The following is a 14,661-nucleotide window of genomic DNA, read 5'->3' as shown; positions in this document are numbered from 1 at the left end:
TTGTGGCTGCCTAAGGAGTAAGCGCTAGGCCATAAAAACGCCCCTGTTGTGAGCAGGGGCGTGGGCGATTGGTCTCAGAAAAACTTATTTCTTGGCCTTTTCTTTGTCCTTGGCCTTCTTAAGGTCGTCTTTGCCAGGTTTGTTGACGGCAAGGCCAATGGATTTTTGCCATTGCTCTGGATCCTTAATCAGATCGATGGCGCGGGCTAGCTGCGCATCTTTGCTGGGGTTAGGGTCGCGAGGGTCAACGTCTGGCGTTTTGGTCGCTGGCTTGGCGTTCTTTTCTGCAGCAGCTGTTTTTTCGGCTTCGGCTTTTTTGGCCTCAGCCTCTAGGTCGGCTTTTTTCTTCTCTAATTCGGCGCGTTCTTCATCGCTCAATGACAGCTTGCCTTTGACTTCGGTGTCACCGTTAGGGTTAGAGATGTGGCCAGTTAGGTCGGCTTCACGCATTTCGAGTAAGCGGTCTTTATCTTTCACTAAAACGTCGGGCACAATGCCACGCGCCTGAATCGAATGGTTGTTCGGGGTGTAGTAAAGCGCCGTGGTGATTTTCAAGCCGCCGCCGTTGCTTAGCGGCAGAACGGTTTGTACCGAGCCTTTACCGAAGCTTTGGGTGCCGACGATGACGGCACGCTTGTGGTCTTGTAGGGCACCAGCCACGATTTCAGATGCAGAGGCCGTGCCAGAGTTGGTTAATACCACGATCGGCATGTCTTTGGCTTCTGCCGGTAGGCCAACCAATGGGTCTTTTTGAGACGCTTGGCTGAGGTAGTCTTGCGGCCGTGCTTTCAGCGTCATTTTGACTTCTTCGCCGCGGCCTTTGGTGCTGACGACTAAGGCATCTTGCGGTAAAAAGACGGCCGATACGCCCACAGCACCGTTTAGGATGCCGCCCGGATCGTCACGTAAGTCTAAAACCAGGCCTTTGAGCGGGCCTTTATTTTCGGTGCGCAGGCTGTTAAGCGCCGCCACCAGGTTGGCGGTGGTTGGGTCTTGGAATTGGGCAATGCGCACGTAGCCGTAGCCGCTTTCTAAAAGCTTGCTGCGTACGCTTTGGGTTTTGATGATGGCACGCGTCAGCTCAATGACCAAAGGCTGCTGATAATCGGTGCGTGACAGAGTCAGCTTGATTTTCGTGCCTGGTTTGCCGCGCATCAGCTTCACCGCTTCAGACAGGCTGAGGCCTTGTACGTTGGTGTCGTCGATTTTCACGATTAGGTCGCCGCTTTTAATGCCGGCCTTTTCCGCCGGTGCGCCTTCGATGGGGGAAATCACGCGCACCAAGCCATTTTCAGCACCGACCTCAAGGCCAAGGCCGCCAAATTCGCCGCTGGTGTTTTCCTGCAGGTCAAGATAGCCCTTAGTGTCCATGTATTCGGAGTGAGGGTCGAGGCTGGAAGCCATGCCTTTGATCGCGTCTTCGATCAATTTGCTGTCCGGCTTTTCTTCTACGTATTCGGCTTTAATGCGGCCGTAAACCTCAGCAAAGGTTCTTAGGTCTTGTACCGGCAGGTTGGTGTCGCTGGCTTGATTGGCATGAGCCTGTAAGCTGACGCTTAGGCCGATGCCGGTTAAGGCGCCCACGCAATATAAAGCAATTTTTTTAACAGTAGGGTAAGACATAAGTTCCTCTTCGGAAAAGTAAGTAGTACAAGTGCGCTTTGAGGCGGATAGTTTACCCCAGTAGCATCTTTAAGTGGCACAAATTTTTCGGGTTGCGCTATTTTGCCCAGGTTAGCGGGTTGATGGCCTGGCTTAAGTACCTGATTTCAAAGTATAGGCCGGTTTCGCCACTAGGCAACTGACCGCTTACGCCAATGCGCTGGCGGGCGGTGAGCTGCTGGCCAACGCTGACTGAAATCTGGCTTAAGCCGGTATACACGCTCAAATAATTATTACCGTGGTCAACAATCACCGTTTGGCCATAGCCTTGTAGGTCGTTAGCGTAGGCAACTTCACCGCCAGCTACCGTGGCTACGCCTTGAGGGGCGGTGTTGATGAACACGCCTTTCCAGTTGCCGCCAGATGGTTTAGGTGTTCCGTAGCGGCCCGTAATTTTGCCGGATACGGGCAATTGAACTTGGCCTTGTTGGCGGGCAAAGGATTCTACTTTGGCGACAGCCGGTTCGGCTGGCTTGCTCACCGGTTTTTCAATCACAACCGCCGGCTTTTCTTTGGCTACAGCGTTGGGTTTAGGTTCGACTACGGAAGCGTCTGACAGTTTCTTGGCGTCGGCTTTTTTTTGTGCCTCAGCCTGTTTTTTGGCTTGTGCTTCGGCCTGCTTTTTGGCCTGTGCCTCACGTTCGGCGGCGGCCTTTTTGGCCGCCTGCTCGGCCAGCGCTTTAGCGCGCGCTTGTGCCGCTTTTTTCTGGGCAAGGGCTGTGATGATGTTGTTGAGACGGCGCTCATTGCCGCGCAGCTCTTGGATGTGAGCGGTTTGGGCCTTGATGTCGGCGTCAATTTTTTGGCTGGCGCTGTTGGCGCTGCTGCCTTGATCTTTGAGCTTGCCCAGTACTTGGTTTTTGCTGCTGACCAAGGACTCTAGTTTTTTTAACTCGGCGTTTACTTCAGCTTGCTGTACCGCAATTTGTTGTTGCTGCTGGCGCAATTCATGGATGACGGTTTTGTCGGCATCCACGAGGTATTGCATATAGCGTAGGTTGCGGCCTTTTTTGTTTGGATCGTCGTTATTCAGTAGCAGGATGACTGCTTCGGGATAGCGATTTTTATAATAAGCGTTGAGCAATCGCGACAGTTGGGCGCGATTGTGTTGAGCTTTGAGCCTTAAGATATTCAAGGATTCTTGTAGGGCTTTGGCTTCGGCCCATTTGAGTTGGTGTTGCTGATTCAGCCGCTCGTATTCGCTCTGATGTTGTTTGATCTGGGCGGCGGTTTCGGTCAGGCTTTTTTGGATGGTTTTTTTTGCTTCTTGCCGTTCGATGATCGCTTTTTGGGCCGCTTCAATGGCGGCTTGGGTTTCTTTCAGCGCTTCCGGACTATCATCAGGCGCAGCCAGCAGCATGCTGCTGGCGCCAAGCGCCATACAGCATGCCCATACAGATAAAGATAATTTTATTTTAATCATTTAAAATTAATTAAGCTTTCACCGGTCATTTCAGCGGGTTTAGGAAGGCCCAGCATGGCCAATAGCGTCGGTGCAATGTCCTTGAGCGCGCCGCCTGGCGTGATGCTGGCGTCGCGGCCGATATATAGGAACGGCACTGGGTTGGTGGTGTGCTGAGTGTGTACTTGCTCATGCTGATGGTCAAACATATTCTCACAGTTGCCGTGGTCGGCGCTCACCAATACTTCACCACCGACTTTTTGGGCTGCCGTGACTACTTGATGCACGCAGCTGTCGAGGGTTTCAACGGCTTTAATGGTGGCGGCCATGTCGCCGGTGTGGCCAACCATGTCACCGTTGGCGTAGTTGCAAATGATTACGTCAAAACGATGGTGTTCAATGGCGTCGACGATGTGGTCGGTGACCTGCTGTGCATTCATCTCTGGCTGCAAGTCGTAGGTTTTGACTTTAGGAGACGGCACCAAAATACGCTCTTCGCCTGGGTAGGGTTGTTCGCGGCCGCCGCTGAAGAAATAAGTCACGTGTGGGTATTTTTCAGTTTCGGCGATGCGTAGCTGAGTGAGGCCTTGCGCGGCCAAGTATTCACCCAGGCCATTATTGATGGTAGATGGTGCAAACAGCACGGGGTTGGGGTATTGGTCGCCGTAGCTGGTAATGCTGGCAAAGTGCTTTAAGGTCACGCCGGCGGTAGGGAAACCGTCAAAGTCTGGCTTGGTTAGGGCGGCGGTCAATTCGCGCGCACGGTCGGCGCGGAAGTTGAGGAACAGAACGGTGTCGTTGTTCTGAATGCGCGCCTCTGGATTGATCAAGGTTGCTTGTACAAACTCGTCGTTTTCACCGCGCGCATAGGCGTCGGCTAAGGCTTGAGTGGCGCTGTTGGCTTGGAAGGGTGCCTGACCCATTAAGCCGTTATAGGCTTCTTGCACGCGTTCCCAGCGGTTGTCGCGGTCCATGGCGAAGAAGCGGCCCACCACGCTACCGATGGTGACTTGTGGGTGGGCTTGGCAATAGGCTTCTAGGCGCGCCAAATAGGGCTGGGCGCTTTGTGGCGGCGTGTCGCGACCATCCAAAAAAGGATGCACCACAATGCGCGTTAGGCCAAATGCCACGGCTGCGTCTAGAGTGGCGAAGAAATGGTCGATGTGGCTGTGAACGCCGCCGTCGGAGAATAGGCCTAGCAAATGTAGCTGGTGGCCTTGGGCTTGCTTGAAGGTGTCGATCAAGGCAGGGTTTTTTGCCAGCTGCTCGGTTTCGATGGCGACGTCAATTTTAGTGATGTCTTGCTCGACGATGCGGCCAGCACCAATGTTTAAGTGGCCCACTTCCGAGTTACCAAATTGGCCACGCGGTAGGCCCACCATACGTTCAGAAGCGTCGATCGTGCCGTAGGCAAAGCGTTTTTTAAGGTCATCTAAATAAGGTGTTTGGGCGTGTAAAAAAGCATTGTCTTCACCTTCTTCGCGGTGGCCGACACCATCTAAAATCAATAAAATAACAGGTTTTGTAAGTTGCACGGATGTACTTTCTGAGTTGTGTGGGGTTAAGGCATAGTCATCATTATTTGGCAGCCTGAGGCTGCTCATCTATTATAGTGTTTTTTACGGGTAAAACTCAATGATTGTGCCCAATCCTTGCGCAGGCCTAGTGCAATTGGCTTCATTAAAGGCATGAAGGGTGAAAGGATGCGGCTTTTTATGAGCAGTAATGCTAGAATGATTTTTAACCTATACCTATCAGATAACTTGAATCTTCTTAATGAATACAATTGACATCACCAGTTTGGCCAACCATTTTTTGGTGGCCATGCCTTCTATGACAGACCTGTTTTTTAAAGACAGTGTAGTTTATTTATGCGAACACAGCGATCAGGGGGCTATGGGCTTATTGATTAATAAGCCTTCTCCCATTATGTTGACGCAGCTATTCGACCAGGTAAAAACCTCGACGCCTACTCAGTTTCAGAGTGATTTAGCGTATTTTGGCGGGCCGCTGCACCCAGATCGTGGTTTTTTATTGCATACGCCGGTCGGCCAGTGGCAAACCAGCCTATTGGTGAGCGACGAGATTGCCTTGACGACGTCTAAAGACATCCTCACCCGCTTTAACGAGGCCGATCCTGGCATGAAAATGTTGGCCACACTGGGTTATTCTGGCTGGCAAAGTGGACAGCTAGAGCAGGAGTTGGCCAATAATGATTGGCTGATCGTGCCTGCTGATGCACGGATTATATTTGATTTACCCAGCGAAGAACGCTATTTAGCTGCCTTGGGTTTGATGGGCTTAGATCCTGCGAAATTGATGGCGGGGGTTGGTCATGCTTAATCCGATTCCGCAAGGCACAACTTTGGGTTTTGATTACGGTGAGGCACGCATTGGCGTGGCTGAAGGGGATGCCTTATTGGGAATTGCCCACCCCATCATGACCATTGCCGAGGTTGAAAACGACAAGAAATTTGCCAAAGTTGAGGCCTTGCTTAAAGAATGGCAGCCCAGCCAGCTAGTGGTGGGTTTGCCAACGCATGTGGACGGTACGCCTCATGACATGACTTTGGTGTGTCGTCGCTTTGCCCAGCGCCTGAACGGCCGCTTTCGTTTGCCTGTGTATTTGGTGGATGAGCGACTGTCATCGGTGGTGGCGGAAAGCCTGCTCAAAGAAGCGCAGGTGTTCGGTAAAAAGCAAAAGCCTTTTTTAGATCAGGTCGCCGCTCAAGCGATTTTGACCACGTTTTTTGAATCAGGTTACGTCGATTTGCTGCCGTAGCCCGAATCAATATAAAAAAGCCGTCGCTGCCTCATTCAGGCAGCGACGGCTTTTTTTGACCTGGTTAAGGTTAGGGGTTTAATGCGCCTGTGCGTCTTGGATCTGGCGGTTAAGCTGCCAGGCCAAAAGTGGCGTAAAGGCTGACCAGCGAGTGAGCTTAGATCGGGTGGCGCCGCTCGGTTCGCTGGCTTCGGCTTCTAGGGCCAAGCCTTGTGGCTGTAGCCAGCGTCTGAAGGTTTGGTTGTTGGTGTTGTAAGCCCCTTCTGATGTCAGTAAGACATTGGGGTTGTAGCCCACTTGGCACCAGCTGGGGTTAGGCGTGGCCGCGACTAAGTTGCAGCCCGTTTGGTAGAACGGCGTTTGCGACAGGCTCAGTGCATACAGCGTAGGCATGATGTCTTTATGGCTGCCGATGCGGCGTGCATCATAGTGGGTGCCAGTGCGGTAGGCCTCTGGCACGTATAGATAAAGCGGTACGGCATGGTGAAGCGCGACTTCTTTCGCCTCTGGGTAGTTGATGCCCCTAATGTTGTGGTCGCCGGTGGCCGCCAAGATGGTGTTTTGGCTGAGGACGTTTTGATCTTTCACCCAGCTGATGAATTGGCCTAGCTGATCGTTGGCGTAGCGGAAGGTGTTGAATACTTCAACCAGTTCTTCACCTTGGGCTAAATTGCTCAAGCGCGTGCGTTCATCAGCGCTGATGTCAAAATTTTGGCGCGTTTGGTGCTTAGGCAGACGATAGGGAGGGTGATGAGAGACCGACATCATCATGATGAAGACAGGCTGGCCTTCTTGTTCTGCTTGGGCTAAACGCTGCTCAGCAAAGCGGAACATATACTCATCGGGTAAGCCCCAAGGACCTACCTCGGCTTCTGGGTAATATTGCTTTAAGGTGCTTTGTTCGATAAATTCTGTCACGCCTAGGTTGGGCAAGAATTGATTTAAATTACGCCAAGCGCCATTGCCGGGTGTGATGTAAACAATGCGGTAGCCTTGATCAATATAAGGCTGGAATAAGTTGCTGGCAAAGGCCTGTTTTTGTGCCGATGATTGGCTGATGCTGGACATGGGGCTGCGCACAAAGAAACGATTCAAGGAATCGATGGTGCCGTCACCCTCGGAGACGAAGCGCTCAAAGCGCCAGTCTTGTTGCCAGTGCGAACGCAGCGCGCCATAGAGGTCACGTTCAGGGTTATCGTATTGGAGTAAGTGGCTGCCGAAGCTCTCCATGACGGCCAAAACCACGTTTGGCGGCGTATCTTGAGCAGCCTTATTGACCGCGGTCGTGGCTTTGAAAGGGCTTAAGCTCGGCGGCGTTGGACGCCCAAAAAAGGTGGTTAATAAGGCTTCGCCTTCTTCATCGCTAGCGGTGGGGAAGGTGCTGTTGTTTTGATAATCTTTATGCGCCCAGCTCAATGCAATGACGGCATTAGGCGTGAAGTCGTTAATGATCTTGATGCCCGAAATTTGGGCGTCGGCATGGCGTAGTGGAAACGTTGTCAAAGAGCCACGGGCGGCCACGGTGATCAGCAGCAGCGTCAATAAAATAGTGGGTAGCTGTACGTAAATGCTGTTTTTTTGGCTTAAGCGTTGCAAGATAAACTGTTGCCAGCGTACGTTGAGCCAATGCATGGCCCATGTAAATAGGGCAAGGCCCAATAGGCCGCGCACGATGGGATAGTCACTCCACAGCGTTTGTAAGATGGCCTTGGTGTCGTCTTCAAAAATGCCGAAGATGAATAAGTCGATGTGGCGATCGTAAGTGGCATAGTAATAGATATTGGCCACGGTTAATAAGCCAACCAGGCTCAATAAGAGGGCGTTCACCCAAGGCAGTGGCTTGAGCCAGTAGCGGTGCAGCGTCGCGTGGATTAAGCTGAGGGTGGAAATCAAAAACAGGCTGGCGAAAATAATAGTGGCCATGCGGATGTCAAAGCGTAGTCCTACTGTAAACAGCTTAAAGAGATCTTGACCATGTTCGGCCAGAGTCAGATTGCTGCCATAGCGCGCCAGCAAAACGGCACGGCCGGTTGATTGGATGAGGATGGCCACAACCCAAGGCAGTAAGAAAATACCCAATAGGCGTTTGAATTGGATGAATCGCATGGCAACGAATACTCTAGGAAGAAGAAGGAGGACGGCCTGATGGCATCGGATGACTGCATGGGCCGCTAAGGGAGCTTATTTTAGACTTTTGCAATAAAAAAGCCAGTGAAATCTTCACTGGCTTTTTAATGGGTGTTGCGGCGCTTAGGCTAATTTGGCCGCTTTTAGAGATTGAGCGTATCGGGCTAGTGATTCAATGCCTGAGGTTTCCGCTCGGTCACACCAGTCTTTCAGCTTAAACAACAGCTCTTCTTGGGTGAAGCTAGAGCGTTGCCAAAGCGTGCTGAGTTCTTGGCGCATGGCGTAGATTTTTTGCAACATATGGCTGTGTGACAGCAGTGATTGCAAATGGCTGTGCTCTTGTTCGTTCAGCGCAATGGCTTCTTTTTTAAATAGTTTGCTGGTCAGCTTTTCTAAATTGTGCGAAGCCAAAGAAGCGTCTAGCTTACATTTGATTTGCTCAAGTTCTGGCAAGTAGTCTGATTTCAGCTCTTTAGCAAAGCGGGTGGCGAGCAAGTAGCGATTATGGATGATGGCCTGTACCGTTTCGGCCGTAATCACGTGGTGGGCGTCTTGAGCCAGCTTAGGCGCCACTTTGCGCACTTTGGCTAGGCCAAAGAATTTCATGATGCTGATGTACATCCAGCCAAGGTCGAACTCATACCAATGGTAGGAGAACTTAGCCGAGCTGCCAAACGTATGGTGGTTGTTGTGTAGTTCTTCGCCACCGATGATGATGCCCCAAGGCACGAGATTGGTGGCCGCGTCTTCATTTTCAAAGTTGCGGTAGCCAAAGAAGTGACCAATACCGTTGACCACGCCCGCCGCCCAAAACGGAATCCACACCATTTGGATGGCCCAAATGGTGATGCCGATGAGGCCGAAGCACAAAAGATTAATCGCCAGCATCACAAAAATGCCTAGGCCAGAATGTTTGGTGTAAATGTTGCGTTCAACCCAGTCGTCAGGCGTGCCTTTACCAAACTGTTCTACCAGTTGTGGGTTTTTTGAGGCCACGCGATACAGCTCGGCGCCGCGCCATAAGACCGCTTTTAGGCCCAATACTTGGGGTGAATGAGGGTCTTCAGCGGTTTCGCAACGCGCATGGTGTTTGCGGTGGATGGCCACCCATTCTTTGGTGACCATGCCGGTAGTGAGCCAGAGCCAAAAGCGGAAGAAATGGCTGACTACAGGGTGTAGGTCAACGCCGCGATGTGCTTGGCTACGGTGCAGATAAATAGTAACAGACGCAATGGTAATGTGAGTCAAACCCAGGGTTACCAGCACCACGCCGTACCAAGGTAAGTCAAACAAGCCGTTCATGATCATGAGTATCCTTCATTAGCGTCAAGCGCTGCCGTTTATAAAGGGCATAGTCGCCGACGCAGAGTGTGTGTGAGTCAGTCGTGCATCTTCAAGCCCAAGCCGAAAGAGTTGAGCAAACGCACGTTTAATCATTATAGAGGGTTGTGGGTCAATAATCTAGAGAATTGGCTCTATTTGGCTTTAAGTCAGCGCGATACATATACATATTATGGGTGAACATGCTATGATTTTCTCTTTATCTAATCCTCGAAAGTTTGATTGGGACATGAGTAAAGTTTTTAAATTAGGCGTTGCGGGCATGGTAGTGGTTGTGGCTGCGGCGGCTTTGCTTTTGCCTTACTATTTTGGCGGTAAGGCCGAAGCGTCGTTGAATAAGCAGCATCAGCTATTGGCGAATTCGCCTATGGTTGACGTGCTGTCACGGCAGTATGAGCGTCGTTGGTTTTCGTCTACCGAAACCATGACCATTAAGCTTAAAGAAGATCTGATTAAAAGCCTGCCGTTAGATGTGGCAGAAAACATACGCCAGACCATGGGTGAAGGAGTGAAAATCACCAACAACATCCAGCATGGTCCTTTTGCCGGCGGTTTTTCTTTGGCGCGCGCCAAGATCGACAGCACCATCGAGTATCCTGATTTGATGAAACGTGGCCTGATGCTGCTGTTTACCGATGAAACGCCGTTGGTGATTAATCAAACCCTAGGCCTATTCGGTGGCGGTAGCATCAGCATCAACAGCCCAGCCTTTGATTTTAAAGGGTTGTCAGATACCAACATCAAATGGCAAGGTTTTGAGTTTTTTGCTGATTATAAGGGCGACTTTGATGAGATCGTGGCCAAGCTCAGCATGCCTGGCCTCGTGTGGCAGATGAGCAATCAATCCAGCGTGTCTTACGATGGTTTGGTGTATCAGTTGTCGGGTAAAGAAGCCGACTCTGGTTTATGGATGGGCCAGCACCAGCTAGACCTAAAGCGTTTGGCCGTGAGTTGGGGCGATGAAGACAAGGCCAAGGTCGACGAGCTATTAGGCCTGGTGACCAAGCTGCAGTTCGGTGCCTTGATTAAGCCGGTGCTGAACAGCGACACCAAGAGCATTGTGGTGGATGAGTTCCACATGAACAGTGATTTGGCCGCTGCCGATACCGCCGATTTTGTGACCGCTAAAGGTCAGGTACGCTTTGCAAAAGCCACCTTGGGTAAAGACGTGTATGGGCCTTTAGAAGTAGAAGTGGTCGCCGATCACCTACACGGTCCTAGTTTGGCGGCTTTAACCAGTGCTTTAGAAGACGTTTCCGCCAAAGCCTTGAGCGGCGAAGCCTACCATGATGAAGTGTTGAACATCATCAATAAAGAGGGCTTAGCCATCTTGATGTATGATCCTAAAATTAGCCTGAACACCTTTAAGCTGGACACGCCGCAAGGTCTGTTAGCGGCCAAAGGGCACATGAACTTTAAGGGCATTCAGGCCGCAGACATGAGCAGCTTCGCTTCGTTCTTGAATAAGATGGACGTGCAAATGGACGTGAACGTGCCTCAGGCCTTTCTTGAGCGCATGGCTGCGGCACAAGCCGCTAGCTTCTTTGACGTAGGCGAAGGGGAAGACAAAGACGAGCAGATTCGCCAAATTGAAGAAACCGCTAAATTTATGGTCGACAGCATGATCATCAATATGCGCGAAGAAGGCTACTTAACCGTAACCGACCGCATGGTGAACTTGAACTTGAGCCTAAAAGAAGGCAGCCTACTGTTTGGCGGCAAGCCGTTTGACGCTGGCGTGATGTTGGGCGGGAATTTTGATGAAGAAACGGAAGAAGACACGGCTGCGCCGCAGCCTGGTCAAACCGCACCCGCTCAAAATCCAAGCGCAGCGGTTGTGCCAGGCGCTGCCGCTAACGATGAGGCCAGCGCGCCTGAATCTGAAGCAGCCCCTGAGGCCGTTCCCGACGCAGCTTAAGCGAATTGACTCACCTAGCCAGCCTTCGGGCTGGCTTTTTATTGACTGAATGATGAGCCATGATGAAGCTAACTTCAACGCCTGTGCCGATTGTTCATGCCCTAACCATTGCTGGCTCTGATTCCAGCGCTGGTGCAGGCATACAGGCTGATTTAAAAACCTTTGCTGCGCTGGGCGCCTATGGCTGTAGTGCCATTACGGCGGTAACGGCCCAGAACACTCTGGGCGTGCGGGCGGTGCACCCCATTCCCGGTGACGTCATCGAAGCGCAGTGTGATGCTGTGTTCGCTGATGTACGCATTGATGTAGTGAAGGTGGGCATGTTGACCAATGTGGCCAGCGTGGGCGCTGTCATCAACGTCTTGCAGCGTTGGCAGCCTGAATTTGTGGTTTTGGACCCAGTACTGTCGGCAACGACGGGACAGGCGTTTCTCAGTGGTGAGGCCGGCGTTTTATTGGTACAAGAATTGCTGCCGCTAGTCGATGTGGTGACGCCTAATATTCCTGAGGCGGCGCGCTTACTGGGCGTGGCTGAAGCGTTGGATGTCGCGACCATGAAAGCGCAAGCGCAGGCCTTGTGTGATCTAGGGCTTAAGGCGGTGTTGTTGAAAGGGGGGCATCTGCCGATGACGGCGCCGGCGGTGGACTGTTTGAGTCGGCCAGGTCTTGAGCCACAGCTGTTCGTCGGCCCGCGTAGTGCCGCCAGCAGTACCCACGGCACAGGCTGTACCCTGTCGTCGGCTTTGGCCGTGGCCTATGCCCAATGTGACCGTGATCTGCCGCGTGCTGTCCAGCAGGCGAAAGACTATGTGGCGGTAGCTATTGCGCGCAGTGGAGAGCTGGATGTGGGTCAGGGCGAGGGCCCTTTACAGCATTTTCATCCTTGGTGTTGACGGCGAACGGGTAAAAAAAGCTGCGTGAATCACGCAGCTTTTTTATTGGGTGTTGCCTAGGCTTAAATATGCTTTAAGCTCAAAACGTCTTGCATGTCGAAGAGGCCGGTTTGGCCTTGTTGCTGTAGCCAAAGGGCTGAACGCACCGCGCCGTTGGCGAAGGTGGCTCGGCTTGAGGCCTTGTGGGTGATTTCGACGCGTTCGCCGTCGGTGGCGAATAAGGCGGTGTGGTCGCCGACCACGTCACCGCCACGCACGGTGGCAAAGCCGATGGTGTTAGGGTCTCGGGCACCAGTATAGCCTTCGCGGCCATAAACCGCACAGGTTTTAAGGTCGCGGCCCAGGGCGTCAGCGATGACTTCGCCCATGCGTAGGGCGGTGCCGGAGGGAGCATCCACTTTATGGCGGTGGTGGGCTTCGATGATTTCGATGTCGTAGCCTTCATTCAGGACGCGTGCAGTGAGATCAAGCAGGGCGAAGGATAGGTTCACGCCCACGCTAAAATTCGGGGCAAACACTACGCCAATGCTTTGAGAAGCCGCGGCGATGGCGACTTTGCCTTCGTCGCTAAAGCCAGTGGTGCCAATGATGATGTTGACCTTGTGCTTAATGCATAAGGCCAAATGAGCAAGGGTGCCTTCGGGTTGGGTGAAGTCGATCAACACATCGGCTTGGGTGAGCGCAGCATCTAGGTCTTGGCTAATCGCCACGCCGGTTTGATGGCCGCTGAACATACCCGCGTCTTGGCCAATGAAAGGGCTGTTGCCGTGCTCTACTGCCGCCACGAGGGTACAGGCAGGTTGGGCCACGATGGCCTCAATCAGGGCGCGGCCCATGCGGCCACTGGCCCCAACGATGGCCACGTTTAAAACTGAATTCATTATTTTTCCTCAGCTACTGCAGGCGAAGCTTCTAAAGCGCTGCCCCCTGCACGAACCAGAACGTCGTCTTCAAAGAACAACACCAAAGTTTTTTGGCTTTGCACCACGCCGTTACGGCTGATTAAGAAAGAGTAATCCCAGCGGTTGGCATGAAATGCATCTTGCAATAAAGGCGTGCCTAAGATACTTTGCACTTGTGCTTTGGTTAAACCAGCTTGTAGTTGCGATAACATTTCTTCTGTGACAACATTACCTTGTTCAACTTTGAGCTTGTAAGACGGGAAGTTGGAAATACGTTGGGCACTGCAAGCACTCAGTGCAACAAGACACCCAATTAAGAGAAGCTGTTTTTTCATCTGCGTGGCCTTTACTGTTTAAATGGAAGAATGCCAGGCGGCTAGGGAATGGGTTAAAATCATCTAGCGGTGGGCAAAAGCAGTTTAAGTAGGTATTATAACCGTAATTTATACTTGAGTGATATTCCTTATGAACCATGTGAATCATCTGAAAGACAGCGGCCTAAAAGTAACCGTTCCACGACTGAAAATTTTAGACCTGTTTGATAGCTGCCCTAATTGTCATTTGACTGCCGAAGACATTTATCGTTTATTGCTAGAAGAAGATGCAGATATTGGCGTGGCTACCATTTATCGCGTATTAACCCAATTCGAGCAGGCCGGCATTTTGGTCCGCCACCACTTCGAAACCGGTAAAGCCGTGTACGAGCTGAACCGTGGCGGTCACCACGACCACTTAGTGTGCGTCGAGTGTGGCAACATTACTGAATTCTTCGATAAGAAAATCGAAGAGCGTCAGGAGCAAATCGCTAAAGAGCAAGGTTACCGCATGATTGACCATGCTTTGTATATGTACGGTGTGTGTCCTGATTGCCAGGCTAAAGTTAAAGCCTAACCAACGATACTGAGGCCACGCTTGGGCGTATTTGAGTTTACCTTACCGATGATCGAACAAGCCATCGACACCAATGATGGTTTGATTGCGATCGGCGGTGAGCTCAGTGTGCCACAGCTGGTCGCAGCCTATGAGCACGGCGTATTCCCTTGGTTTTCTGAGGGCGAACCGATTTGTTGGTGGGCTTTAGCCCCACGAACTATTCTTCTACCACCCAAGCTGCACGTGGGTCGGTCACTGCAAAAAACCTTACGCAATACTGCCTATAAAGTCACCCTTAATCAAGCCTTTGATCAGGTCATACAGCACTGCGCCGACGTGGTGCGCCCCGAACAGGGCGGTACATGGATTACCGATCAGATGCGCAGCGCCTATTCGGCCTTACATAGGGCCGGCCATGCCCACTCGTTTGAATACTGGCGCCAAGACCCCGATGGGCAATGGCGGCTACAAGGTGGCCTTTACGGGGTTCAGATCGGTCGCGTGTTTTTTGGTGAATCCATGTTTGCATTAGCCGCAAATGCTTCTAAAATAGCGTTTGTGCACGCGGTAAGGCATCTACATGCCTGCGGCGTTGGGCTCATTGACTGCCAGATGGACACACCACATCTGGCGCGCTTTGGCTCTGAACTTTTGCCTTTTTTACCCTTCTATCACCATTTACAAACTGAATGTGCCCAGCCGTTGGCATCGCCCTTGGTGTCTGCTGATTTGGTCATTTCTCAGCCATAACTGCGAGAAAA

The 14,661-nt window shown here is 51.8% G+C and carries 13 protein-coding genes; 6 read left to right on the top strand and 7 right to left on the bottom strand.

Annotation, left to right across the window (positions count from 1 at the left end; translation table 11 throughout):
* Positions 1-84 precede the first annotated feature (84 nt).
* The 3 genes from AB8Q18_09235 to gpmI all read right to left on the bottom strand — a co-directional run bounded on the left by AB8Q18_09235 (position 85) and on the right by gpmI (position 4,599).
* Positions 85-1,623 carry a S41 family peptidase gene (locus AB8Q18_09235; GenBank protein ID XDZ50377.1) on the bottom strand — a complete coding sequence of 513 codons (1,539 nt, stop codon included), beginning with the start codon at positions 1,621-1,623 and terminating at the stop codon, positions 85-87.
* Between the two features lie 97 nt (positions 1,624-1,720).
* Complete coding sequence (locus tag AB8Q18_09230; protein XDZ50376.1) at positions 1,721-3,043, bottom strand: murein hydrolase activator EnvC; 1,323 nt, start codon at positions 3,041-3,043, stop codon at positions 1,721-1,723.
* 38 nt (positions 3,044-3,081) lie between these two features.
* Positions 3,082-4,599 carry a 2,3-bisphosphoglycerate-independent phosphoglycerate mutase gene (gpmI, locus tag AB8Q18_09225; protein XDZ50375.1) on the bottom strand — a complete coding sequence of 506 codons (1,518 nt, stop codon included), beginning with the start codon at positions 4,597-4,599 and terminating at the stop codon, positions 3,082-3,084.
* 241 nt (positions 4,600-4,840) lie between these two features.
* On the opposite strand from gpmI, the gene AB8Q18_09220 reads away from it, so the two are divergent.
* Together AB8Q18_09220 and ruvX are read left to right on the top strand one after the other, a co-directional pair.
* Positions 4,841-5,407: a YqgE/AlgH family protein gene (locus AB8Q18_09220; GenBank protein XDZ50374.1), complete on the top strand. Its 567-nt coding sequence runs from the start codon at positions 4,841-4,843 to the stop codon at positions 5,405-5,407.
* Entirely contained in the window at positions 5,400-5,846 is a 447-nt protein-coding gene (ruvX, locus tag AB8Q18_09215) for a Holliday junction resolvase RuvX (protein ID XDZ50373.1), read from the top strand. The genes AB8Q18_09220 and ruvX overlap by 8 nt, the downstream gene beginning before the upstream one ends.
* A gap of 78 nt (positions 5,847-5,924) precedes the next feature.
* Here ruvX and AB8Q18_09210 read toward each other — a convergent pair whose 3' ends face one another.
* Both AB8Q18_09210 and AB8Q18_09205 read right to left on the bottom strand, forming a co-directional pair.
* A complete protein-coding gene (locus AB8Q18_09210; protein ID XDZ50372.1) occupies positions 5,925-7,952 on the bottom strand; it encodes an LTA synthase family protein in 2,028 nt (675 codons plus the stop codon).
* A gap of 144 nt (positions 7,953-8,096) precedes the next feature.
* Positions 8,097-9,281 (bottom strand): fatty acid desaturase, encoded by a 1,185-nt coding sequence (locus AB8Q18_09205; GenBank protein XDZ50371.1) that lies wholly within the window; start codon positions 9,279-9,281, stop codon positions 8,097-8,099.
* Positions 9,282-9,543: 262 nt separating this feature from the next.
* On the opposite strand from AB8Q18_09205, the gene AB8Q18_09200 reads away from it, so the two are divergent.
* Together AB8Q18_09200 and thiD are read left to right on the top strand one after the other, a co-directional pair.
* Positions 9,544-11,232, top strand: a complete 1,689-nt coding sequence (locus AB8Q18_09200; GenBank protein ID XDZ50370.1) for a YdgA family protein — start codon at positions 9,544-9,546, stop codon at positions 11,230-11,232.
* 59 nt (positions 11,233-11,291) lie between these two features.
* Positions 11,292-12,125, top strand: a complete 834-nt coding sequence (gene thiD, locus AB8Q18_09195) for a bifunctional hydroxymethylpyrimidine kinase/phosphomethylpyrimidine kinase (GenBank protein ID XDZ50369.1) — start codon at positions 11,292-11,294, stop codon at positions 12,123-12,125.
* A 62-nt stretch (positions 12,126-12,187) separates the two neighbouring features.
* Here the strand turns inward: thiD and dapB are convergent, their stop codons facing one another.
* Positions 12,188-13,006, bottom strand: a complete 819-nt coding sequence (gene dapB, locus AB8Q18_09190) for a 4-hydroxy-tetrahydrodipicolinate reductase (protein XDZ50368.1) — start codon at positions 13,004-13,006, stop codon at positions 12,188-12,190.
* A complete protein-coding gene (locus tag AB8Q18_09185; GenBank protein ID XDZ50367.1) occupies positions 13,006-13,362 on the bottom strand; it encodes an outer membrane protein assembly factor BamE in 357 nt (118 codons plus the stop codon). Before AB8Q18_09185 ends, dapB begins: the two co-directional genes overlap by 1 nt.
* 121 nt (positions 13,363-13,483) lie before the next feature.
* On the opposite strand from AB8Q18_09185, the gene fur reads away from it, so the two are divergent.
* Together fur and aat are read left to right on the top strand one after the other, a co-directional pair.
* The gene (gene fur, locus AB8Q18_09180) at positions 13,484-13,918 is read left to right on the top strand and encodes a ferric iron uptake transcriptional regulator (protein ID XDZ52915.1); all 435 of its coding nucleotides are present in this window, start codon (positions 13,484-13,486) and stop codon (positions 13,916-13,918) included.
* A 21-nt stretch (positions 13,919-13,939) separates the two neighbouring features.
* On the top strand, positions 13,940-14,650 hold the full coding sequence (gene aat / locus AB8Q18_09175) for a leucyl/phenylalanyl-tRNA--protein transferase (GenBank protein ID XDZ50366.1): 711 nt from the start codon (positions 13,940-13,942) through the stop codon (positions 14,648-14,650).
* Positions 14,651-14,661: the final 11 nt, after the last annotated feature.

This window comes from Neisseriaceae bacterium CLB008, from assembly GCA_041228285.1.
GTDB lineage: Bacteria > Pseudomonadota > Gammaproteobacteria > Burkholderiales > Neisseriaceae > JAGNPU01.
This window is presented reverse-complemented; position numbering and strand designations above follow the sequence as displayed.